The organism is Streptomyces sp. NPDC087215 (assembly GCF_044744885.1).
GTDB lineage: Bacteria > Actinomycetota > Actinomycetes > Streptomycetales > Streptomycetaceae > Streptomyces.
On the sequence record NZ_JBIUZD010000019.1, the window covers coordinates 1 to 22,204 of the forward strand.

Annotated in this window: 17 protein-coding genes; 5 read left to right on the forward strand and 12 right to left on the reverse strand. The window is 73.5% G+C overall.

Features of this window, described 5'->3' with window-relative positions; genetic code table 11:
- Positions 1–314 precede the first annotated feature (314 nt).
- Positions 315–1,322, reverse strand: a complete 1,008-nt coding sequence (locus tag ACIO92_RS30850; protein ID WP_366443762.1) for a stage II sporulation protein M — start codon at positions 1,320–1,322, stop codon at positions 315–317.
- Positions 1,323–1,443: 121 nt separating this feature from the next.
- On the opposite strand from ACIO92_RS30850, the gene ACIO92_RS30855 reads away from it, so the two are divergent.
- A complete protein-coding gene (locus tag ACIO92_RS30855; protein ID WP_402283740.1) occupies positions 1,444–2,418 on the forward strand; it encodes an RDD family protein in 975 nt (324 codons plus the stop codon).
- A 20-nt stretch (positions 2,419–2,438) separates the two neighbouring features.
- Here the strand turns inward: ACIO92_RS30855 and ACIO92_RS30860 are convergent, their stop codons facing one another.
- From ACIO92_RS30860 to ACIO92_RS30895, 8 genes are all read right to left on the reverse strand, one after another.
- On the reverse strand, positions 2,439–3,053 hold the full coding sequence (locus tag ACIO92_RS30860) for a hypothetical protein (protein ID WP_402059003.1): 615 nt from the start codon (positions 3,051–3,053) through the stop codon (positions 2,439–2,441).
- A 132-nt stretch (positions 3,054–3,185) separates the two neighbouring features.
- Positions 3,186–4,640, reverse strand: coding sequence for an adenosylhomocysteinase (ahcY, locus tag ACIO92_RS30865; protein WP_366443765.1), 1,455 nt, complete (start codon positions 4,638–4,640; stop codon positions 3,186–3,188).
- 335 nt (positions 4,641–4,975) lie between these two features.
- The gene (locus ACIO92_RS30870; RefSeq protein ID WP_366443766.1) at positions 4,976–5,941 is read right to left on the reverse strand and encodes a cation diffusion facilitator family transporter; all 966 of its coding nucleotides are present in this window, start codon (positions 5,939–5,941) and stop codon (positions 4,976–4,978) included.
- A gap of 66 nt (positions 5,942–6,007) precedes the next feature.
- Positions 6,008–7,159 (reverse strand): mannose-6-phosphate isomerase, class I, encoded by a 1,152-nt coding sequence (gene manA, locus ACIO92_RS30875; protein WP_402283743.1) that lies wholly within the window; start codon positions 7,157–7,159, stop codon positions 6,008–6,010.
- Between the two features lie 178 nt (positions 7,160–7,337).
- Entirely contained in the window at positions 7,338–8,486 is a 1,149-nt protein-coding gene (locus ACIO92_RS30880; protein WP_366443768.1) for an SIS domain-containing protein, read from the reverse strand.
- Positions 8,487–9,492: 1,006 nt separating this feature from the next.
- Positions 9,493–9,675 carry a Trm112 family protein gene (locus ACIO92_RS30885; protein ID WP_366443769.1) on the reverse strand — a complete coding sequence of 61 codons (183 nt, stop codon included), beginning with the start codon at positions 9,673–9,675 and terminating at the stop codon, positions 9,493–9,495.
- A gap of 101 nt (positions 9,676–9,776) precedes the next feature.
- Complete coding sequence (locus ACIO92_RS30890) at positions 9,777–11,141, reverse strand: phosphomannomutase/phosphoglucomutase (protein ID WP_366443770.1); 1,365 nt, start codon at positions 11,139–11,141, stop codon at positions 9,777–9,779.
- A 102-nt stretch (positions 11,142–11,243) separates the two neighbouring features.
- Positions 11,244–11,669: a DUF3499 domain-containing protein gene (locus ACIO92_RS30895; RefSeq protein ID WP_402283798.1), complete on the reverse strand. Its 426-nt coding sequence runs from the start codon at positions 11,667–11,669 to the stop codon at positions 11,244–11,246.
- Between the two features lie 299 nt (positions 11,670–11,968).
- Here ACIO92_RS30895 and ACIO92_RS30900 point away from each other — a divergent pair, with 299 nt between their 5' ends.
- Positions 11,969–12,424, forward strand: coding sequence for a metallopeptidase family protein (locus ACIO92_RS30900; RefSeq protein WP_351791675.1), 456 nt, complete (start codon positions 11,969–11,971; stop codon positions 12,422–12,424).
- Between the two features lie 80 nt (positions 12,425–12,504).
- On the opposite strand, the gene ACIO92_RS30905 is transcribed toward ACIO92_RS30900, so the two are convergent.
- The 3 genes from ACIO92_RS30905 to ACIO92_RS30915 form a co-directional block, all read right to left on the reverse strand.
- Positions 12,505–14,031, reverse strand: coding sequence for a DUF5719 family protein (locus ACIO92_RS30905; RefSeq protein WP_402283746.1), 1,527 nt, complete (start codon positions 14,029–14,031; stop codon positions 12,505–12,507).
- The gene (locus ACIO92_RS30910; protein WP_402283748.1) at positions 14,028–17,795 is read right to left on the reverse strand and encodes a glycosyltransferase; all 3,768 of its coding nucleotides are present in this window, start codon (positions 17,793–17,795) and stop codon (positions 14,028–14,030) included. The genes ACIO92_RS30905 and ACIO92_RS30910 overlap by 4 nt, the downstream gene beginning before the upstream one ends.
- A gap of 620 nt (positions 17,796–18,415) precedes the next feature.
- The gene (locus tag ACIO92_RS30915; RefSeq protein ID WP_015033978.1) at positions 18,416–18,679 is read right to left on the reverse strand and encodes a WhiB family transcriptional regulator; all 264 of its coding nucleotides are present in this window, start codon (positions 18,677–18,679) and stop codon (positions 18,416–18,418) included.
- A gap of 648 nt (positions 18,680–19,327) precedes the next feature.
- Between ACIO92_RS30915 and ACIO92_RS30920 the strand changes: the two genes are divergently transcribed.
- From ACIO92_RS30920 to ACIO92_RS30930, 3 genes are read left to right on the forward strand one after another with little or no spacing between them, the layout of a single operon-like run.
- On the forward strand, positions 19,328–19,846 hold the full coding sequence (locus tag ACIO92_RS30920; RefSeq protein ID WP_402283750.1) for a cysteine dioxygenase: 519 nt from the start codon (positions 19,328–19,330) through the stop codon (positions 19,844–19,846).
- Positions 19,847–19,867: 21 nt separating this feature from the next.
- Complete coding sequence (gene cofD / locus ACIO92_RS30925; protein ID WP_366443774.1) at positions 19,868–20,824, forward strand: 2-phospho-L-lactate transferase; 957 nt, start codon at positions 19,868–19,870, stop codon at positions 20,822–20,824.
- The gene (locus ACIO92_RS30930) at positions 20,821–22,128 is read left to right on the forward strand and encodes a coenzyme F420-0:L-glutamate ligase (protein ID WP_402283752.1); all 1,308 of its coding nucleotides are present in this window, start codon (positions 20,821–20,823) and stop codon (positions 22,126–22,128) included. Before cofD ends, ACIO92_RS30930 begins: the two co-directional genes overlap by 4 nt.
- Positions 22,129–22,204 lie beyond the last annotated feature (76 nt).

The window sequence follows — 22,204 nt, forward strand, 5'->3', positions numbered from 1 at the left end:
CTCTATCAGATCTTTCCGACCCGATTTCCTCGGTGCTTTCCGGTCCCTTTCGCTTTCACTCCGGGGGCCTTTCGGCGGTTCCGACTTTATCAGAATCATTTGGGCCGACCTAATCGGTGGCTTTCGTGATTCGGATGAGAATCGGAGTGGCTCCGTGGAATGAATTCCCGACCGGAGCGAGTGGAATCCTACTTGGTCGCTGCCGAACTGTCCAGTTCTAGGCAACCGTTTGAATCTACCTCCCCACGCCAGTCATGTCAATGACTTTTGTGGGCACCGGAGGACCTTAGCAGGTCAGCGGGGTCGTACGCACATCAGGCGGCGGTCGGCTGGGCGGCGCCGCGGTCGGACTCCGCCAGGTCCCCCTGTTCGCCCGCACGGGCGGCTCGGCCGCCGAGGACGTACACGTAGAGGAGGAAGAGCAGCTCAGCGACGATGCCGATGGTGATGCGGGCCCAGGTGGGGAGGCCCGACGGGGTGACGAAGCCTTCGATCAGACCCGAGACGAAGAGAACCAGCGCGAGGCCTATCGCCATGCCGACGGCGGCCCGTCCGCGTTCGGCCAGGGCCGCCCGGCGGGTGGTCGGGCCCGGGTCGATGACCGTCCAGCCGAGGCGGAGGCCCGTACCGGCGGCGACGAAGACGGCCGTCAGTTCGAGCAGGCCGTGCGGAAGGATCAGACCCAGGAAGACGTCGAGACGGCCCGCGGAGGCCATCAGGCCGATGCCGACCCCGACGTTCAGCATGTTCATGAAGAGGATCCAGAGCACCGGGATGCCCAGGAACGCGCCGAGGACCAGGCACATGGCGGCGGCCTGGGCGTTGTTCGTCCAGACCTGGGCGGCGAAGGACGCCGCCGGGTGGCTGGAGTAGTACGTCTCGTACTGCCCGCCGGGGCGGGTCATCTCGCGGAGGTCGGCGGACGCGCCGAGGGTCGCCTGGACCTCCGGGTGCGTGCCGATCCACCAGCCGATGAGGGCCGCGAGCAGGGTGGAGAGGAGTGCGGTGGGGACCCACCAGTGCCGGGAACGGTAGACCGCGGCCGGGAATCCGGCGGCCAGGAAGCGGGCCGCGTCGCGCCAGGAGGCGCGGCGGGTGCCGGTGACGGTGGCGCGGGCGCGGGCCACCAGCTGGGTGAGCCGGGCGGTGAGCACCGGGTCCGGGGCGCTGGACTGGACGATCGACAGATGGGTGGCCGTGCGCTGGTAGAGGGCGACGAGTTCGTCGGCCTCCGCTCCGGTGAGCTTCCGGCCACGGCGGAGCAGGTGGTCGAGGCGTTCCCATTCGGCCCGGTGGGCGGTGACGTAGACGTCGAGGTCCATGATCGGCTGCTGCTCCCGGGCTTTCGGCGGCGGACGGTCCGTACTGCTGCGGCGCGCTGCCGGTCAGCTTGGCAGACTGGCGTTCGGAGGGGTCCGGAAGGTCGGGAGAAGGGTGGGTGCGGTGAGTGGTCTCGTGACGGGGGACGCTGTCGTCCTGGGGGTGCAGCCCGCGCGGCTGCCGAGCCGGACGCTGGCGGTGCTCATCGACCTGGTGGCGGTGTGGGCCGTGTATCTGGTGGTCACCCTGGTCCTCGCGGTCGCCACGGCTTCGCTGGACGAGGCGGCCGGCACGGCGCTGTCGATCGCCTCCTTCCTGTTGATCCTGGTGGGGGCGCCGATCGCGGTGGAGACGCTGACGCACGGGCGGTCCCTGGGGAAGCTGGCCTGCGGGCTGCGGGTGGTGCGGGACGACGGCGGGCCGATCCGGTTCCGGCACGCGCTGGTGCGCGGGGCGATGGGAGTCGTGGAGATCCTGATGACCTTCGGGGTCGTCGCCTGTGTCGCTTCGCTGGTGTCGGAGCGCGGGCGGCGGCTCGGGGACGTCTTCGCCGGGACGCTGGTCGTTCGGGAGCGGATACCGGCCGCGGCGCGGACGCCGGTGGTCCCTCCGCCGCCGCCGTGGCTGGTGGGCCGGTTCACCGGGCTCGACCTCTCCGCCGTGCCCGAGGCGCTGTGGCTGGAGGCCCGGCAGTACCTCACGCGCGCGCGCGAGCTGGACCAGGCGGTGGGCCGGCGGCTCGCGGAGCGGCTGGCCGACGAGCTGGTGGCGCGGACCGGGGCGCCCCCGCCGCCGGGGGTGTCCGCCGACGCGTATCTCGCGGGGGTCGTCGCCGAGCGGCAGGCGCGGGACGCCCGGCGGGCGTTCGCTCCGGGGCCCTCGGGCTCGTTCCCGCCGCCCGAGGCGTCCGAAGCGCGCGAGGTGTCCGGTGTGCCGGGCGGGGTGCCGGGTGTCGGTGGTGGTGGGCCGGAGGGTGTTCCGCCGGGTCCTGTCGTCCCGGGCGGTCCGCCGGTGGCCGGGGTTCAGGACACGGGCGGCTCCCCCGTCCCGGGCGGGGTTTCGGCTCCGGCCGCCACCGGGTTCGCGCCGCCCGCCTGACGGGGCCGGGCGCCGGTCCGTCAGGGGAAGACGGAGGGCGGGGTGTCCAGGTCCTCTAGTTCGATGCCGGGGGCCGCGAGGACGACGTCACCCGCGATGTGGACCGTGTGCCTCTCGCCCGTCTCCAGGCCGCTGACCTGGTATTCGTCCACTGTCAGGGGGCCGTTGTCAGTGGGGTGCGCTTCACTTCTCAGCAGGGCCCAGGACTGGTCGATCGTGAGGGGGGCGAGCACGGGGTCCGTGAAGGCGACGAGCCTGACACGGGTCTCCGGGGACGCGGGGGTGAGACGCAGAAGTCGTGTGAGGGCGACGAGGAAGGACGGGGACGTTCCGGTGAAGGCGTGGGCGCGCACATTGCCTTGGTCGGCTTCGGCTCCGGTGGGGTCCGTGCGGACCCAGGTGACGCCGTCGAGGGCCGCGCCGCGGACCTGCCAGCCGGCGGCGTGGAGTTCGAGCCGGAGGGGACGGCCGAGTTCGTCGACGGCCAGGTCGACGGAGCCCCGGTGGTCGCCGGTGGGGGTGGTGGTCCGTGAGACGTAGCGCCAGCCGGAGGGGCCGGGCGCGCAGTGGAAGTGTTCTTCGCCGAGGGGGGTGTGGTCGTGCGGGTCGTGGAGCGAATATCGGCCGCGGGGCATGGGTCCTCGGGGGCTTCCGGGAGCGGTGGGACGGGGCAGGCCCCCGGCACGGGGTGCGGGGGGCCTGCCTGATTCCGTTACGGGTGGCCGGGGCGGCGGTGCGTCAGTGCGCGGCCGTCGCCGTCCGGGGCATCAGTAGCGGTAGTGGTCCGGCTTGTACGGGCCGTCGACCTGGACGCCGATGTAGGCGGCCTGCTCGGGGCGGAGGGTGGTCAGCCGGACGCCGAGGGCGTCGAGGTGGAGGCGGGCGACCTTCTCGTCCAGGTGCTTGGGCAGCACATAGACGTCGGTCGGGTACTCCTCCGGCTTGGTGAAGAGCTCGATCTGGGCCAGGGTCTGGTCCGCGAAGGAGTTCGACATCACGAAGGACGGGTGGCCGGTGGCGTTGCCCAGGTTGAGGAGGCGGCCCTCGGACAGGACGATGAGGACCTTGCCGTCGGGGAACTTCCAGGTGTGGACCTGCGGCTTGACCTCGTCCTTGACGATGCCTTCGACCTTGGCGAGACCGGCCATGTCGATCTCGTTGTCGAAGTGGCCGATGTTGCCGACGATCGCCTGGTGCTTCATCTTGGCCATGTCCCCGGCCATGATGATGTCCTTGTTGCCGGTGGTGGTGATGAAGATGTCGGCGGTCTCCACGACGTCGTCGAGGGTCGCCACCTGGTAGCCGTCCATCGCCGCCTGGAGCGCGCAGATCGGGTCGATCTCGGTGACGATCACCCGGGCGCCCTGGCCGCGCAGGGACTCCGCGCAGCCCTTGCCGACGTCGCCGTAGCCGAAGACGACGGCCGTCTTGCCGCCGATGAGGACGTCGGTGGCACGGTTGATGCCGTCGATCAGGGAGTGGCGGCAGCCGTACTTGTTGTCGAACTTCGACTTCGTCACGGCGTCGTTCACGTTGATCGCCGGGAAGAGGAGGGAGCCCGCCTGCTGCATCTCGTACAGACGGTGGACACCGGTGGTGGTCTCCTCGGTGACGCCGCGGATCTCGGACGCCAGCTGGGTCCACTTCTGCGGGTTCTCGCCGAGGGTGCGGTTGAGGAGGCGGAGGATGTAGCCGTACTCCTCGCTGTCCGCCGTCGACGGGTCCGGGGCCGAGCCGGCCTTCTCGAACTCGACGCCCTTGTGGACGAGGAGGGTGGCGTCACCGCCGTCGTCGAGGATCATGTTCGGGCCGCCGGTGGGCGAGTTCGGCCAGGTGAGGGCCTGCTCGGTGCACCACCAGTACTCCTCCAGGGTCTCGCCCTTCCAGGCGAAGACCGGGACGCCCTTCGGGTCCTCGGGGGTGCCGTTCGGGCCGACGGCGATGGCCGCGGCGGCGTGGTCCTGGGTGGAGTAGATGTTGCAGGAGGCCCAGCGGACCTCGGCGCCGAGGTCGACGAGGGTCTCGATGAGGACGGCGGTCTGCACGGTCATGTGCAGGGAGCCGGTGACGCGGGCGCCGGCGAGCGGCTGCTGCTCGGCGTACTCGCGGCGGATCGACATCAGACCGGGCATCTCGTGCTCGGCGAGGGTGATCTCCTTGCGGCCGAAGACGGCCAGGGAGAGATCGGCGACCTTGAAGTCCTGGGGTGCGGCGGTCGTCATGACGGTGCTGCTCCTCGTGTGTTCGGGTGTGAGGGTCGTGGGCGCCGGGCGCCACGGAACTCCCCTGGGCACACGGGTGCCCGGGGTCTTCCACGGTGCCGTCGTCGGAGGCCCTCTCTCCCTCGGCCGGTCCTCGCGGACCGCCCGACCGCCATCAGCAGCGACGTCTGGCTGGTCACGAATCTACACCGGTCGGCCCGGCGGGCCACAGTCCGCATTCCGTCGAGGACCGGCCCCCGGGGTGCTTACGGACGCGCGGGACCCCCGCGGCGGAAGGCGCGCGGGGGTCCCGGGACGGTGGGGCCCGTCGGGGCCGGGCCGGTGGGCCGGGCCGGTCAGTGGGCGGGGGCGTCGGGGGCCTTGGCGGGGTTCTCGCCGGTCGCCGCGGCCTTCTCGCTGTAGATGTCCGGTTCCAGGTAGATGACCCGGGCGATCGGGACGGCGGCGCGGATGCGGGCTTCGGCGGCGTTGATGGCCTCCGCGACCTCGGTGGCCGATTCGTCGTGCCGGACGGCGATCTTGGCGGCGACGAGGAGTTCCTCGGGGCCGAGGTGGAGGGTGCGCATGTGGATGAGGCGGGTGACGGTGTCGCCGTCGACGACCGCCGCCTCGATCTTCCGGACCTCTTCGATGCCCGCGGACTCGCCGAGCAGCAGCGACTTGGTCTCGACCGCCAGGACGACCGCGATCAGGATGAGGAGGATGCCGATGCAGAGGGTGCCGATGCCGTCCCAGACGCCGTTGCCGGTCAGCAGGGCGAGGCCGACGCCGCCGAGCGCGAGGACCAGACCGACGAGGGCGCCGAGGTCCTCCAGGAGGACGACGGGCAGTTCGGGCGCCTTGGCGCGGCGCACGAACTCCTTCCAGGAGAGGTTGCCGCGCAGCGGGTTCGACTCCTTGATGGCGGTGCGGAAGGAGAAGGACTCCGCGATGATCGCGAAGACCAGGACCCCGACCGGCCAGTACCAGGCCTCGATCGCGTGCGGTTGCTTGATCTTCTCGTAGCCCTCGTAGACGGCGAACATGCCGCCGACGGAGAAGAGGACGATCGAGACGAGGAAGGCGTAGATGTACCGTTCGCGGCCGTAGCCGAAGGGGTGCTGCGGGGTGGCGTCGCGCTGGGCCCGCTTGCCGCCGAGGAGCAGCAGGCCCTGGTTGCCGGAGTCGGCCAGCGAGTGGACGCTCTCCGCGAGCATGGACGACGAGCCGCTGAAGAGGAACGCCACGAACTTCGCTACGGCGATCGCCAGGTTGGCGGCGAGTGCCGCGACGATCGCCTTGGTTCCGCCTGACGCACTCATGGGTGTACGTGGTCCCTTCGTCGATGCACCGGTTCTGTCGCCGCGGTTCGGCCGGTCATTGTTGCATCAGGCCACGACGGTGGCGCGGAAGACCGTACCCGGACCGGTGAGTTCGAGGGTTTCGCCCGCCGGGACGAAGACCGATCCGCCGGGGGTGAGGGTCAGGTCGCCCGCCCTGGGGCGGCCCGCGACGGCGAGCAGGATCTGCGGGGTGGCCGCGGTCAGGTCGTTGGGCGCGGCGCCCTCGGCCCGTACGAACCGGGAGAGGCGGAACTCGTCGGTCGGGGTGTCGTAGACCTCCTCGCCCGTCGCGGACGCCTCGGGGCGCAGGACGCCCGGGTCGGAGGGCTCGAACCGGACCACCCGGAGGAGTTCGGGGACGTCGACGTGCTTGGGGGTGAGTCCGCAGCGCAGCACGTTGTCGGAGTTGGCCATGATCTCGACGCCGAGGCCGTCGAGGTAGGCGTGCGGGACGCCCGCGCCCAGGTAGAGGGCCTCGCCGGGCTGGAGCCTGACGTGGTTCAGCAGCATGGCGGCGATGACGCCGGGGTCGCGCGGGTAGTGGTGGGCGAGGCTCGCGTACGGGGCGAGGGCGCCGCCCAGACGGCCGGCGGCGGCGGCCGCGTCGGCGACGGTCTCCGCCATGTCCTCCGGGTCGGCGGTCAGCAGCGCCGTCAGGACCTCGCGGAGCGCGGCTTCCTCGGGCTGGGCGTGCAGCAGGTCCACGTACGGCTTGAGCGTGTCGACGCCCAGGTCCGCGAGGAGGTCGGCGGCCTCGGCCGGGGCGCGGAAGCCGCACAGGCCCTCGAAGGGGGTGAGGGCGCAGATCAGTTCGGGCTTGTGGTTGGCGTCCTTGTACGTGCGGTGGGGTGCGTCGGCCGGGATGCCCGCGGCCTCCTCGGCGGCGAAACCGGTCCGCGCCCGCGCGAGGTCGGGGTGGACCTGGAGGGAGAGCGGGGCGCCCGCGGCGAGCACCTTGAGGAGGAACGGGAGGCGGGGACCGAACTTGTCCACGGAGGGACGGCCCAGTTCGCGTACGGGATCGGCTTCGATCAGTTCGTTCAGCGGTCCGCGGGCGGTGCGGGAGGGGGCGCCGGGGTGGGCGCCCATCCACAGCTCGGCCTGCGGCTCACCGGTCGGATCGGTGCCGAGCAGTCGCGGGATGGACGTCGTGGAGCCCCAGGCGTACGGGCGGACGGTGTTGACGAGGCGGTCCATGGTGCCTGCCAGCTCCTCGGGGTGGTGACGAAGGGTGCGGGGTGTCGGGAGACAGGTGACAGGGGGTGGGTGACGAGGGGGTTACGGGGGCTTGAGTGCGGGTTTACGGAGGGTTGAGTGCGGGGGTGCGGGGGCTTGAGCGGGAGTGCGGGTTTACGGGGGGGGTGAGTGCGGGGTTTCAGGAGGCCGTGCGTCCGGGGGTCGCCAGGGCGAGGTAGACCGCGGCGAAGTCCGTGACGGCGAGCAGTTCCGCCAGTCTCTCCAGGTCGCCGCCCTCCTCCGGCTCCAGTTCGCTGACGGCCGTGTCGTGGTCGAGGGCGAGTTCGCGGGCCGCGTGCGCGGCCGTCAGACCGTCCACCGGTCGGTCGCGGAGCAGTACCACCCGGGCCCGGAGGGCCTGCGGTTCCTCCACCCGGTCCCGGAAGAAGTCGTCCGGGTCGGCGCCCGCCGCGAAGCCGCCCGCCAGCAGGACGCCGTGCGCGGGCAGCGCCTCCGGCAGTTCCGCCGCCAGCGCGGGCAGCCCGGCCAGCTCGGCGAGGACCGCGGCGAACCGGCGGCCCGCGGGGCCCGCCGCCGGGCCCTCCGTCCAGATCAGCGGGAGGGACTCGGCGAGTTCGGCGGCGAGGGTCTTCGCCGGGTTGCCGTAGGTGGCGACGGCCGGGCCGCAGCGTTCGGCCGTACGGTCCAGCCGGTCGGCGACCTTCTCCAGCGTCTCCGGCGGGGCCTCCAGCAGACCGACCCGGTCCAGGAGCGCGAGGAGCGGGGTGAACAGGGCCCACAGGGCGCCGGGACCGGCCGCGATGCCCTCGGTGTGCTCGTCGGGCGACTCGTTCGGGGCGACGGCCATCGGGACGAACAGGCCCACCGAGCCGCTGACGGTCTCCGCGAGCGGGGCCGTCCTCGGGGCGACGGCCACCACGGTGATCCCGCGCCGGTACGCCTGCTCCGCGAGGAGCGCCAGGCCAGGCTCCGAGCCGTCCGTCGTCGGCAGCAGGAGGAGGTCCACGGGACCGGCCCAGCCGGGCAGCGTCCAGCGCAGCGCGCCCCCCGCCGGGGCCACGCCGGTCGGCCCGAGGCGTACGACGGGGGCAGCGGCTCCGGCGAGGGCGCCGACCAGGTCGGCGACGGCCACGGCCGCCGCGCCGGGGCCCGCGACGAGGACCGCGCGGGGGCGGCCCTCGGGGCGGAGGTCCGCGATGCCCGCCTCCGTCGCGTGCCGGGCGGCGGTCCTGACCCGCGCGCCCGCCTCGGCGGCGGCACGGAGGAGGCCCCGGCGGTCGGCCAGAGCGAGGGCGTCCGGGGCGTCGAGGAGCGTCTCGTCGAGCATGGTGCGGTGCCTCCCTGGGGGTGCGGGCTGTCTGGGTGCGGGGGCCCGTGCGGGGCGATTCGCGCGGGGCGCACCGTGTGCGGGTGCCCGGCCGGGTGGCCGGAGTGCGGGGTGTACGGGCTTCTGGTGGGTACGGCCGCCGGTCGGGCTCGGTGGAGCTCCCGCCCGCACCACCAGTGCGGCGGGGAGGGCGGAGGTGCGGGCCTTCCGGTGGGGGTGCTCGCCGTGGGCGGTCGGCCCCGGCCCGGGTGGACGGGCCGGGATCGCCTGTCCGGTGCGGGGTGGGCGGGAGTCCCGGTGGCGGGTCGGCCGCGGGAGCTGCCCTCCCGGACCGTCCGCCCGGACCGGCCTTCTTGGGACGGTCCCTCCGGGGCAGCGCTCCCGGCCGGGGCCACCGGGGTGATCTCTCTCCCCGTGACCGTCCTCCCAGGAGCGGGGCTTTCCGGTCCCGTCCGTCCGGAAGGACCTTCTCCGGACGGCCCTTCCGGGAAGGAGCCTTCCGGGAACGAGTCTTGCGGACCGGTCCGGCCGAGGCCGGTCCGTCCGAAGGCGGCCGATCCGGAAGCGGGGCGTCCGAAGACGGGCCCTCCAGGAGCGGTGGCTCATGACCGGGTCCCTTCGTAGCGGTCCCCCACCAGGCGGCTCTTTCCCTGAGCTGTCCTTCCGGAACAGGTCGTCGGGAGTGGTCCATGTCCCAGGCGGTCCCTTCGGGAGCGGCCTTCCGACGGGTTCCGTCGTGGCGGGCTCTTCCCGGGGGTCTTTCTGGGACGGCCCCTTCTGGCCGGGTCCGTCCCGGAGCCGTGCCTTCCCGGGTGGCTCTTCCGGGGTGGTCCTGGGCCGGAGTCGCGTCCGGACGTGGACGGGTCTCCGTGGCTTCCGGTCCCGGAGGCCCGCGATGCTCGGTCGGGTGTGTCCGGTCGAACCCGGGCGGGCGGCTCCCCGGCGGCCGGGCCGGGCCTGGCCGTCGGCCCCGGAGACGTATCCCCTTCTCGGGGGCGTCCCCGGGTCAGGACGGGCGGCGGGCCTCGTCCGTCAGGAGGACCGGGATGTCGTCGCGGACCGGGTACGCGAGGCCGCAGTCCTTGCTGGTGCAGAGCAGTTCGGGGGTCTCGTCCGCCGTGCGGTCGTTCAGCGGAGCGTGGCACGCGGGGCAGGCCAGGATCTCCAGGAGGCCGGCTTCGAGCGGCATGGGGTTTCCCTTCGGACAAACGGTGGTGGTGCTGCCCTACGGGCCAGGTCAGCCTACCGCCGGGGGGCGGGGGCCGCCCCGTCCCCCGGCGGACGCCCGGCTCAGTCCGTCGCCCGGACCAGGGCGAGGACCTCGTCGCGGACCTTGGCCATGGTGGCCGCGTCACGGGCCTCGACGTTGAGGCGCAGCAGCGGCTCGGTGTTCGAGGCGCGGAGGTTGAACCACCAGTCCCCGGCCGTCACCGTGAGGCCGTCGAGCTCGTCGAGGACGACGTCCCCGTTCTCGTACGCCGCGCGCACCTTGGTGGTGCTGGCCGTCTGGTCGGCGACGGTGGAGTTGATCTCGCCCGAGGCCGCGTAGCGGTCGTACGCGGAGACCAGGTCGGACAGGGTGCCGTCCTGGCCGCCGAGGGCGGCGAGGACGTGGAGCGCGGCGAGCATCCCGGTGTCCGCGTTCCAGAAGTCCTTGAAGTAGTAGTGCGCCGAGTGCTCGCCGCCGAAGATCGCGCCGCTCTTCGCCATCTCCTCCTTGATGAAGGAGTGGCCGACACGGGTGCGGACGGGTTCGCCGCCGTTCTCGCGGACGACCTCCGGCACCGACCAGGAGGTGATCAGGTTGTGGATGATCGTTCCGCCGGGGTGCTTCGCCAGTTCGCGGGCGGCGACGAGGGCCGTGATCGCGGAGGGGGGGACGGGCTCGCCGCGCTCGTCGACGACGAAGCAGCGGTCGGCGTCGCCGTCGAAGGCGAGGCCGAGGTCGGCGCCCTCGGCCAGGACACGGGCCTGGAGGTCGACGATGTTCTTCGGGTCGAGCGGGTTGGCCTCGTGGTTCGGGAAGGTGCCGTCCAGCTCGAAGTACATCGGGACGACGTCCAGGGGCAGCCCGTCGAGGACCGTGGGGACGGTGTGACCGCCCATGCCGTTGCCCGCGTCGACGACGACCTTGAGGGGCCGGATCGCGGTCAGGTCGACCAGCGACCTCAGATGGTCCGCGTAGTCGGTGAGGGTGTCCCGCTCGGTGATCCCGCCCGGGGTCGCGGCGGCCTCCGGCGCTCCGGTCTCCGACCAGCGCTCGGTCAGTTCGCGGATCTCGGTCAGGCCGGTGTCCTGGCCGACCGGGGCGGCGCCCGCGCGGCACATCTTGATGCCGTTGTACTGGGCCGGGTTGTGCGAGGCGGTGAACATGGCGCCGGGCAGGCCGAGGCTGCCGGAGGCGAAGTACAGCTGATCGGTGGAGCAGAGCCCGATCAGGGTGACGTCGGCGCCGAGGCGGGCCGCGCCGCGCGCGAAGGCGTTCGAGAGGCCGGGCGACGAGGGGCGCATGTCGTGGCCGATGACGATCGCGTCGGCCCGGGTCACCCGTACGAAGGCCGCGCCGAAGAGCTCGGCCAGGGTCTCGTCCCACTGGTCGGGGACCACTCCGCGGACGTCGTACGCCTTCACGATCTGCGACAGATCGGCAGTCACGGATCCACCCTCCTGATGTTCTTCCACGCGGTGCGGCGCGTGTACGGAACGCCCAAACTACCCGGAGCGCCGGAGGGGGGACGCGACGGTGGCCGGTTGCGGTCAGCTGTCGGGGGAGCGCAGGACCCTGAGGTGCCCTCGGCGGCCGACCTCCATGGGGTCGCCGCCCCGGCCCTTGCCGCCCGCCTCGGCCGCGCGTTCCTGGGGGCGGGCCGCCTCCCGTACCGCGTTGGCCAGGGCTTCGAGGTCGTCGCCGGTGGGGCGGGGCGGGGCGGAACCGTCGGTGAGCCGCACGACCTCCCAGCCGCGCGGGGCGGTGAGGCGCTCGCTGTGCTGGGCGCACAGGTCGTAGCAGTGGGGCTCGGCGTAGGTGGCGAGCGGGCCGAGGACCGCAGTCGAGTCGGCATAGACGTACGTCAGTGTCGCGACGGCAGGGCGGCCGCACGCGGTGCGCGAACAGCGACGTACAGGGCTCACGACGTTGGACGGTACCGCACTCTTGAGCGGGCCGCGACGACTCTCCCTCAGGTCACTCCACCGTGTCGTGGTGCGACCTCCGCCGCCGGGCCCTCCGGGCGGGCTCTTCCGACCTGCGGGGGAAGGCTCCCAAGGAGGTGCGCCCGGGAGTCGGTCCGGACGTCGCGGGGTACGGATCTTCCCGTCCACGGCCAGATGGCCGATCACCTCGGACCACGGGAACGAGCGGACGATTGGCCGGAATGTTCTGGTTTCGACGCGGGGCCGGGCGGACGGGTGGGAGCGCGCCGGAGGGTGGCGGGGATGCTTCACCGTGCGCGGGGACCGAGGAGGGTTACGCTGCGTCAGTGATGGACAGTCCTGTGCCGCCGAGCCCCCAGCAGAGCCCCACGGAGCCCCCGGCGGAGCCCCGGGTGCGCCGTCGTGACCGGCACGGCCGGGGGATGCGGGGGCCCGTCGCCCCGCCGCAGGTGCCGCTCTCCGCGAGCCGGTCCGACACCTTCCGCGATCTGGTGCTGGACTCGGTGGAGCGCCTGGAGCGGCGCTGGCCGCAGCTGGCGGACGTCGAGTTCCTGGTGATGGAGGTGCCGCCGCCGGTGCCGGGCGAGACGGTGCCGCTGGGCGGGTCCGCGCCCGCGGAGAAGGGCGAGCCCGCCCGGGTCGTCGTCTACCGGCGGCCGGTCGAGATCCGCTCCAAGAGCCGTGAGGACCGGGCGCTCCTGGTCCACGAGGTGGTCGTGGAGCAGGTCGCGGAGCTGCTGGGCCTCTCCCCCGAGTCCGTCGATCCCCGGTACGGGCAGGACTGAGCGGTACGGGGGATGCCGTAGGGGACCCGCGTCCCGTGGGGAAGCCCGCCCCCAGGGGATGCCCGGTCTCCGGGGGGCGGTCAGTCCAGGACGCCGAGGTCCTGGCGGGCCGCCGGGACCTCCACCATGCCCCGGTCGTCCAGGAGGGGCTGGACGGTGAACATCGGGACGCCGTCCTGCGGGAGCGCCAGCATCCGCGACGCGTACACCTTGCCGCCGGAGACCGGTTCCACGGTCAGCGCGTAGGAGCCCTTGAGTCCCTCGGGGACGAGGTCGGTGACGGCGGTCGTGGTGCCCGCCTTCACGGTCACGGTCCTCGACACGGGCGTGCCCCCGGCGGACCCGGCCGAGGCGGTGATCTTCACCTGGGCGGCGGAGCCGACCGCCGTCAGGGCCAGTGTCGAGGCCTTGGCCCGGTTGTCGGCGACGGTCGCGCGGGCGGCGACGGGGGCCGTCGCGGGCACGAACGCGATCTCCGTCCTGGCTCCCTTGCCCCGGACGATCTGGAGCGCGGCGACGAACGGCACCGGCTTCTTCGGGTCGCTCGGGGTGAGGATCAGGGAGGCGGTCTGGCCCCGGGTGAGGTCGGGCAGGTCGAGGGAGGCCGTCATCCCGGACTTCACGAGGAGGCTGTCGGCGCCCGCCGGGACGATCGTGCCGGTCGCGGTGGCCAGCTGGACCTTGAGGTCGGCGTCGTCGTCGCCGGGGACGTAGGCCGCCACGCGCACGGAGGTGGCGTCGGCCGGGATGCCGGGGAACACGGCGGAGCCCGCCGGGTCGGCGGAAGCCGGGAGCCAGTCGCCGCCGAGCTTCTCGTCGGCGGCGGCGAGGGCGGCGCCGATCCGGCCGCTGCGGGTGGTGACATGGACGGTGACGTCCCACTGGCCGGGCTCGGCGGTGAGGGTGGACAGGAGGACCGGGACGGTGGAGCGGGGCGGGACCGGGATGCCCTCGGTGAACTGGGACTTGAGGGCGCCCTTGGCCCCGTAGAGCTGGATGTCGGCGACGGCCGCCGTGTCGTCCGGGTTGGTGAGGTGGACGTAGTCCTGGCGTCCCGTGGCGGTGGAGGCGGCCGGGAACCAGAAGTCGGTGTCGGGGACTCCGCAGGAGAGGCCGCGCAGACCGCGCGCGCCGCCCGCCGGGACGACGGTGGTCTGCTGGACGGTCCAGCCGGGGGCGAGGGAGCCGGTCGCGGCGCCCGCGAGCGCGGGGACGCCGCTGCCGTCGGCCTGGGAGGTGACGGGCTTGCCGGGGGCGGTGACGGTGGCCGGGGCCTTGGCCGTCCTGGGCTTCTTGCCGGTGCCGTCGGTGGCGGCGTTCGCGGCGGGCCGCAGCCGGGCGGTGGGCCGCTCGGCCTTCCCGGCCGGGTTGTTCTGGCCCGTGCCCGTGCCCGTGGCGCTCGGCGGGGTGTACGAGGTGTAGAGGGTCTCGGCGACCTCGGAGGTGCTGGGGGCCGGGCAGACCACTCCGGCGCGCTGCACCGGCAGCCGGGCGGGGGCCTTGGCCTCGGGGGCGGTGGGGCCACCGGGGGCGGTGAGGGACGCGAAGCCGGTGACGGCGGCGAGGGCCGTGGCGGCCGCGATCAGGGAGAGGGTGGTGCGCTTCACTGGTTGCTGCTCCCGTCGGGACGCTGCTGGTGCTCTGGGTCCTGGGCGTATCCCTGGCCGTAGCCGTACGGGTCGTAGCTCGGGGGGTTCTGGGGACTCCGGGGGGCGTTCTGGGGGTTCTGGGGGTCGTAGCCCTGTCCGCCGTCGTACGTCTGCTGTCCCTCGTACCGCCGCTGCTCTTCGTACGTCTGCTGTCCCTCGTACGTCTGCGGCTGGGCGTAGCCCTGGTCCGGGTACGGCTGGTCCGGGTACGGCTGGTCCGGGTACGGCTGCTGGTCGTAGCCCTGCTGGGGGTACGCGTACGGCTGCTGGTACGGGTCGGCGGAGTACTCCTGGCCGGGGTAGCCGGTCTGCTCGGCGTAGACCGGGGGCTGCTGCTGGGCGGGGACCCGCGGGTGTCCGTCGGCGTCCCACTCCTGGGGCTCGTACGTCTGCCGCTCCGGGTCGTGGGCCCCCTCCGGGTCGGTCCCGGGCTCTTCCGTCTCCGCCTCGGCCTCCGCCTCGGCGGCGGCGCGCAGTCGGCGGGCCCGGCGGCTGTCGCCCTCGGTGGCCTGGGCGGGGATCGCCGTCTCCTCCTCGGGCAGGTCGTCGTCGATCTGGCGGCGCCGTCCGGGCAGGGCGAGGACGAGCAGGACGACCGCGAGGCCGACCTGGATCCAGATCCACACGGTGTGCGTGAACGGCTGGTCGTACGTGACGTCGAGGCGGCCGCCACCGGCGGGCAGCTCGAAGCCCTGGGCCCAGCCGTCGACGGTGGTGCGGGGCAGTTCCTTGCCGTCGAGGGTGGCGGTCCAGCCGTCGTCGGCGCGGTCGGCGAGGCGCAGGACACGGCCTGCGGGACCGGCCGGGACCTCGGTGTGCGCCTCGACGGGACCGGCGGCGACGGCGACCGGGGCGGCCGCCTTCGCGGTGTCGGCCGGGGCCGCGTCGGGGTTCTTCGCGGCGGGCGGGACGATCATGATCCGGGCGATCTCGCGGTCGACGCGCCAGAGCGCGCTGCCGTCGAGCTGGCTGAGGCGGCTGAGACCGGGGGTGGAGTCGAGGACCCGGCCCAGCTCGCGCGGGGCGCCGTCGCGGACGAGGACGTAGCGGACGGCGTACCCGCTGAGCTCCTGGGTCTGGTCGGCGCCGGAGCCCGCGACCAGATGGGCGACGACGGAGTCGAGGCGCCGGTCGGGGTCGGCGGCGGCGGTGAGTTCGCCGTCGCCGAGGCGGGCGCCGGAACCCCTGACCAGGGTGTAGGCGACCTCGCCGGGGGCGCCCGCGCCGAGGACGAGGGTGCGGGGCTGGTCGCGGGTGCCGCTCTCCTCGGCGACGAACGCCGGTACCTGCACGGGGTCGCGGCGGGTCAGCGGGCCGTCGGCGCCGCCGATCATCCAGCCGACGGCGGCGGCGGCCGGGCCGATGGCGCAGGCGAGGGCGATGAGGGCGGCGACGGGCTGGCGCCAGCCGAAGCCGTGGGCGGCGACGCGGGTGCGACCGCCCTCGGCGCCGATCATGCCCGCGGCGATGAGGGCGGCGCCGTAGACGAGGGTGGCGGGTCCGGCCCAGCCGGTGCCTCCCGCGCCGTTCGAGAGGACGGCGAGGAGGAGTCCGGCGAGGGCGGCGGCCCAGGCGGCGCGGACGGCGAGCTGCCGCTCCTCGCGGAGCAGTCCGGCCAGACCGGCGAGGACGAGGCCGAGCAGGAGGAGGCCGCCGGTGGTGCCGGGGCCGCCGGGGCTGGTGCCGAGCAGGTCGAGCGCGGTGGCCGTGCCCGTACGGACGTCGAGCCCGGCCTCGTGGAGGAAGGCGGCGGGGTCGGTCAGCAGGGTGAGCGACCAGGGCGCGAGGACGAGCAGCGGGGTGCCGGCGGTGGCGAGGAAGCGCAGCCCGTACGCGGTGATGTCGGAGCGGCGGACGACGAGCACGCCGAGCCCGAGGAGGACCGCGAGCGGCCAGACGACCGGGGTGAACGCGGTCGTGAAGGTGAGCAGGAGGGTGTACGCCCAGGTGGCGCGCCAACTGCCCCGGTCGGGCCGGTTGAAGCCGTGCGCGGCGACGGCGGCGCGGGCCGTGAGCGGCAGCAGGACCGCGAGGACCGCGGTGCCGAGGCGGCCGGTGGCGAGGGCGCCGGTGGCGGCGGGCAGGAAGGCGTACGCGATGGCGCCCCACGCGCGCAGGAGGCGGGACTCGACGATGCCCCGGGCGGCGAAGTACGCGGTGCAGCCCGCGAGCGGGACCGAGCAGACGAGCAGCAGGGTCAGCGCGGTGGAGGTGGAGCCGAGGAAGAGCGCGGAGAGCGCGGCCAGGACGGCGAGGTAGGGCGGGGCGCTCTGGGTGCCGCCGGTGCCGAGGGCGTGCCAGGAGTCGGCGTACCGCGACCAGAGGCCGGAGACGGTGTCGGGGGCGGGCAGCAGGGCGCCGCCCGCGAGCGAGCCGCCCGCGAGGAGGTTGCGGCAGGCGACGAGGGAGATCAGGAGCAGCAGGGCGAAGAGGACCGGGCCCGGTTTGCGGGCGATCTTCTTCAGCCGGGCGAACTGCTCGACCTCCAGGTAGTCGGCGTCGTCGCCGCCGGGGCCCGACTCGACGACGCCGTGGCGGGAGCCGCCGGGCTCGGCCTCGGAGCCGCCGAAGTCGGCGGTGAACTGTTCGACGGCGGCGCGCACGGTGGCGCCGGGCGGCGGGAACAGCGGGCGGAGTTCGCTCGCGGGGACGGCCGGGTTCTTGCGGCGCTTGCGGGCGGCGAGGATCTTCTCGGGGCGCAGCAGGGTCGTGAGGAGGCCCATGAGTTCGTCGACGGCCTGCACGGGGGCCTTGCCGACGAGGTAGGCGAGGGTGCGGAACAGGGTGCCGAGGACGAGACGGACGAAGACGTACGGGAGGGCGGCGCCCCGGGTGTTGGCGAGGAGGGTGTGGACGGCTCCGGCCTTGTCGACGCGGTGCGGGTTGGCGGCGGTGCGTCCGGCGCAGTCGACGGTGCGGCGCTCGCGGGCGGCGGCCTCGGCGTGCCGGAGGACGGCTTCGGGGGCGACCAGGACGCGGTGTCCCGCGGAGTGGGCGCGCCAGCACAGGTCGACGTCGTCGCGCATGAGGGGCAGGCGGCGGTCGAAGCCGCCGAGTTCCTCGAAGACGTCACGGCGGATCAACATGCCCGCGGTGGAGACGGAGAGGACGGAGCGGACCTGGTCGTGCTGGCCCTGGTCCTGCTCGCGGCGGTCGAGTCCGGTCCAGCGGCGGCCGCTGCGGGCGATGGAGACACCGGCCTCCAGGAGCTGCTTGCGGTCGTACCAGCCGCGCAGTTTGGGGCCGATGACGGCGGCGTCCGCGTCGGAGTCGGCGACGCGGAGGAGTTCGGCGAGGGCGCCGGGCTCGGGGGCGCAGTCGTCGTGGAGGAGCCAGAGCCACTGGACCGGTTCGCCGTGCGGGAGTTCGGGGAGGTCGTACGCGTCGTCGTTCCAGGTCCGGCTGACGGGGTCCCAGCCGCTGGGTCGCTTCAGATAGGGCAGGTCCTCCGCTCCGAGCAGGGGCGCGGTGCGGGACGCCTCCTCGACGGCGGCGCCGAAGCCGGTGCGGCGCGCGAGGTGCAGGACGCGGTCGGCTCCGAGGGCGTCGGCGAGGAGCTGGGCCGAGTCGTCGGCGCTGCCGGTGTCGGCGGCGACGGCGTTCTGCACGGGGCGTTCCTGGGCGAGCAGCCCGGCGAGGGCGTCCGGCAGCCAGCGTGCGCCGTCGTGGGTGACGAGCACGGCGGTGACGACGTGTCGCGGAAACTCAGGAGTTGAGGACATCGAGCTACGGGCCCTCCGGCCGGGGTCGCCCGCGGGGGGCGTGGGGTGCGTCTCGGACGGAGGCCCACACTAACGGCTGTGCGCGGAGCGGTCCGCCGCCCTGTGGACAGAGCGGGAGGAACGTGTCCATCGCCTGTGGACAGGGCGGGACAGAACGGAGAAGGGCGGGGAAGGGCGCGGGGGATGTGAGGTGGGCGGGGGAGGACGGGGGGGGCGGGTTGCTGGCGCTCCCGGCTCCCGGGCTTCCCGCGCTTCCGGCTCCCGGCCTCCGGGCTTCCCGCGCTTCCGTGCTTCCCGGCTGGGGCCACGGCCCGGCGAGCGCGGCTCACGGACCCGGGGGGCTTACGAACCCGGGGGGCTCACCGACCGGGTGACTCACGGACCGGGTGCGGTTCACGGACAGGGGTGACTCACGAACCCGGGAGGCTCACGGACCGGGGCGCGCGCGGTTCACCGGCAGTGCGAGAGCCGGGTCCCCGGGCGTCCCTGACGGCCTCCCGGGGAAACGCGGAACGGTCCGCCGCCCGTGGATGGTGCACAGGGGGCGGACCGTTCCGTGGTGGTCTGCGTGGCGCGGTGTGCGCGTCGGGGCGCGGGGCGCCCGGCGGGCGGTGTGCCGTTCAGACGGCGGCCTTCTTCAGCCGACGTCGCTCACGTTCGGAGAGACCGCCCCAGATGCCGAAGCGTTCGTCGTTCTGGAGGGCGTATTCAAGACACTCCGAGCGGACCTCACAGGCGAGGCAGACCTTCTTGGCTTCGCGGGTCGAGCCGCCCTTCTCCGGGAAGAAGGACTCGGGATCGGTCTGGGCGCACAGTGCGCGCTCCTGCCAGCCGAGTTCTTCGTCCGCGTCCTCGACCAGCAGTTCCTGGAACAACTCGGTCATGTGCGCCCCTCGTCTGTTCTGTGCGTCCCCGTGGTGTTGCCGTTGCGTACCCGGCCGAACGACACGAGTGAAATTACAAGTTTGTGCTCTGCGTGAGTCAAGCCGAGATCTGCTATTGGGTCCGGTATTCACTCTGCGGAACCAAGCGTATGCGGAAAGTGTTCAAATCACCAAAAACATGACACAAGGCACCAGCACGACGATGCCGGACACCTTCACCAGGAAGGACGTTCGAGGCGCGGATCTTGTTGCGATCCGGCCGGGGAAGCGAGCCGAATCACAGTCCGGTCACGCGCGCCCGCCCGGCGGGCCCGTCGAAACGCCGCCTCTCCTGGTCAGCGCGCGAACAAACCTTTCTCCACGCACAGTAACCGGATGAGTGAAACATTACCGTCAAATCGGGCATTGGGTTGACAGTCGGGTGCGCTTCCGGCCACCTTTGGTGGCATGTCAGCGACCGCAGCGCACTCCGCGACCCACCGCCGTGGGTTCCGCAGCGCTGTCCAGGCGCGCTGTTGCTGTTGCTGTCCCAGCTGTTGATGCCGTAGAGCTCCAGCTTTTCCTTTCAGCGTCACCCTGCGTCACTCGCGTCACCACTTCTCCGTGACCCCCCACCGCTTCTGTTTCTGCTGAGGAACCTCCCCACCCATGAACATGGACAGCGACCTTCAGATCGCCGGCGACATCCTCGAGGTCCCGCACCTCCTCCAGCCCGAGCGCGCCCACCCCGTCACCGTGGCCGAGTTCGCCGGGCTCGCGCGTTCCATCGCCGCCGACCGCTCCCAGTGGGCCCCGTACGTCGAGTACGACACCACCACCCGCTGGTACCACCGGCTGCGCACCGGCCCCGGCTACGAGGTGTGGCTGCTCTCCTGGGTGCCCGGCCAGGGCAGCGGGGGCCACGACCACGGCCCCTCCTCCGGTGTGCTGACCGTCCTGGAGGGTGAGCTGACCGAGCGCACGGACCGGGGCGCGCGGACGCTCACGCCCGGCGGGGAACGCGTCTTCGCGCCGGGGTACGTCCACGAGGTCGTCAACGACTCCCTCGAACCCGCCGTCAGCCTGCACGTCTACTTCCCCGGCCTCACCGAGATGCCCATGCACGAGTCGCCGCGCGCCCGGTGCGCCCCGGCCGCCCCGGCCGCCCCTGAGGCCGTCGTCGCCTGACGGCCTGACAGACTGCCGCACATGCGCATTGTGGTTCTGGCCGGCGGCATCGGTGGTGCCCGTTTCCTTCGCGGCCTCAAGCAGGCCGCGCCGGACGCGGAGATCACGGTCATCGGCAACACCGGTGACGACATCCATCTCTTCGGGCTGAAGGTCTGCCCCGACCTGGACACGGTGATGTACACCCTCGGCGGTGGCATCGACGAGGAACAGGGCTGGGGCCGCCGCGACGAGTCCTTCACCGTCAAGGGGGAACTCGCGGCCTACGGCGTCGGGCCCGAGTGGTTCGGGCTCGGCGACCGGGACTTCGCCACTCACATCGTCCGTACGCAGATGCTCGGCGCGGGCTATCCGCTGAGCGCCGTCACCGAGGCGCTGTGCGCCCGCTGGCAGCCCGGCGTGCGCCTGCTGCCCATGTCCGACGACCGCGTCGAGACGCACGTGGCGATCGAGGTGGACGGGGAGCGGCGCGCGGTGCACTTCCAGGAGTACTGGGTGAAGCTGCGCGCCTCCGTGGACGCCGAGGCGATCGTGCCGGTCGGCGCCGAGACCGCGAAGCCCGCACCCGGCGTCCTGGAGGCCCTCGCCTCGGCGGACGTCATCCTCTTCCCGCCGTCCAACCCCGTCGTCAGCGTCGGGACGATCCTGGCCGTGCCCGGCATCCGCGAGGCGGTCGTCGCCTCGCCCGCGCCGGTCGTGGGCCTCTCCCCCATCGTCGGCGACGCGCCCGTGCGGGGCATGGCCGACAAGGTGCTCGCGGCGGTCGGCGTGGAGTCCACGGCGGCGGCCGTCGCCCGGAACTACGGCGCCGGGCTCATCGGCGGCTGGCTCGTCGACACCGTCGACGCGGACGCGGTCGCGGACGTCGAGGCGGCGGGCATCCGCTGCCGGGCGGTCCCGCTGATGATGACCGACACCGACGCGACGGCCGCGATGGCACGGGAAGCGCTGGCGCTCGCCGAGGAGGTGCGCGGATGACCGGCGCGCCCCCCTCCTACCGGGTCTGGGCACCGGCCGGACTGCCCGAGGTGGCGGCCGGTGACGACCTCGCGAAGCTGATCGCCGGGGCCGTGCCGGAGCTCGCCGACGGGGACGTCCTCCTCGTCACCTCCAAGATCGTGAGCAAGGCCGAGGGCCGGGTGGTCGCCGCCGCCGACCGCGAGGAGGCCATCGACGCCGAGACCGTACGGGTGGTGGCGCGGCGCGGCACCCTGCGGATCGTCGAGAACCGGCAGGGGCTCGTCATGGCCGCCGCCGGGGTCGACGCCTCCAACACCCCCGCCGGAACGATCCTGTTGCTGCCCGAGGACCCCGACGCCTCGGCCCGCCGCATCCGGGCCGGGCTGCGCGAGGCGCTCGGCGTGGACGTGGGCGTCGTCGTCACCGACACCTTCGGGCGCCCCTGGCGCGCCGGGCTGACCGACGTGGCGATCGGGGCGGCCGGGCTGCGGGTCCTCGACGACCTGCGGGGCGGGACGGACGCGCACGGCAATCCGCTGAGCGCGACCGTGGTCGCCACCGCCGACGAACTCGCCGCCGCCGGGGACCTGGTGAAGGGCAAGGCGGCCGGGCTGCCGGTCGCCGTCGTCCGGGGGCTGCCGCACGTGGTCGCGGGGGACGACGAGCCGGGGGCGCGGGCGCTGGTGCGCGGGGCCGCCGACGACATGTTCCGGCTGGGCACCTCGGAGGCCGTACGGGAGGCGGTGACGCTGCGGCGGACCGTACGGGAGTTCACCGGCGAGCCGGTCGATCCCGGGGCGGTACGGCGTGCGGTCGCCGCCGCCGTGACGGCGCCCGCCCCGCACCACACCACGCCGTGGCGGTTCGTGCTCCTGGAGTCGGAGCGGGCGCGGACCCGGCTGCTCGACGCGATGCGGGACGCGTGGATCGCGGACCTGCGGCGGGACGGGAAGTCCGAGGAGTCCGTCGCCAAGCGGGTGCGGCGCGGAGACGTCCTGCGCGCCGCGCCCTACCTGGCCGTGCCCTGTCTCGTCATGGACGGCTCCCACCACTACGGCGACCCGCGCCGGGACACCGCCGAGCGCGAGATGTTCGTGGTCGCGGCGGGCGCGGGCGTGCAGAACTTCCTGGTGGCGCTCGCGGGCGAGCGGCTGGGCTCGGCGTGGGTGTCCTCGACGATGTTCTGCCGGGACGTCGTACGGGAGGTCCTCGGCCTGCCCGCCGACTGGGACCCGCTGGGCGCGGTGGCGATCGGCCACCCGGCGACGGCCCCGAGGGAACGGGCGGCCCGGACGGCGTCGGAGTTCATCGAGGTGCGGTAGCCCCCGGGGGCCACCGGGGGCTACCGTCCACGCGGAAAAGGCCTGCCGTCCGACGGACCGGGGCACTGGCCTCGGC

What these genes read in the sequence shown, in the direction of transcription:
- ACIO92_RS30930 (WP_402283752.1), top strand. Translation starts at nt 20,821, where the DNA reads ATGACCGGCGCGCCCCCCTCCTACCGGGTCTGGGCACCGGCCGGACTG.
- ACIO92_RS30870 (WP_366443766.1), bottom strand. Translation starts at nt 5,941, where the DNA reads ATGAGTGCGTCAGGCGGAACCAAGGCGATCGTCGCGGCACTCGCCGCC.
- ACIO92_RS30915 (WP_015033978.1), bottom strand. Translation starts at nt 18,679, where the DNA reads ATGACCGAGTTGTTCCAGGAACTGCTGGTCGAGGACGCGGACGAAGAA.
- cofD (WP_366443774.1), top strand. Translation starts at nt 19,868, where the DNA reads ATGCGCATTGTGGTTCTGGCCGGCGGCATCGGTGGTGCCCGTTTCCTT.
- ACIO92_RS30880 (WP_366443768.1), bottom strand. Translation starts at nt 8,486, where the DNA reads ATGCTCGACGAGACGCTCCTCGACGCCCCGGACGCCCTCGCTCTGGCC.
- ACIO92_RS30920 (WP_402283750.1), top strand. Translation starts at nt 19,328, where the DNA reads ATGAACATGGACAGCGACCTTCAGATCGCCGGCGACATCCTCGAGGTC.
- manA (WP_402283743.1), bottom strand. Translation starts at nt 7,159, where the DNA reads ATGGACCGCCTCGTCAACACCGTCCGCCCGTACGCCTGGGGCTCCACG.
- ACIO92_RS30860 (WP_402059003.1), bottom strand. Translation starts at nt 3,053, where the DNA reads ATGCCCCGCGGCCGATATTCGCTCCACGACCCGCACGACCACACCCCC.
- ACIO92_RS30910 (WP_402283748.1), bottom strand. Translation starts at nt 17,795, where the DNA reads ATGTCCTCAACTCCTGAGTTTCCGCGACACGTCGTCACCGCCGTGCTC.
- ACIO92_RS30850 (WP_366443762.1), bottom strand. Translation starts at nt 1,322, where the DNA reads ATGGACCTCGACGTCTACGTCACCGCCCACCGGGCCGAATGGGAACGC.
- ACIO92_RS30900 (WP_351791675.1), top strand. Translation starts at nt 11,969, where the DNA reads ATGGACAGTCCTGTGCCGCCGAGCCCCCAGCAGAGCCCCACGGAGCCC.
- ACIO92_RS30885 (WP_366443769.1), bottom strand. Translation starts at nt 9,675, where the DNA reads ATGCCGCTCGAAGCCGGCCTCCTGGAGATCCTGGCCTGCCCCGCGTGC.
- ahcY (WP_366443765.1), bottom strand. Translation starts at nt 4,640, where the DNA reads ATGACGACCGCCGCACCCCAGGACTTCAAGGTCGCCGATCTCTCCCTG.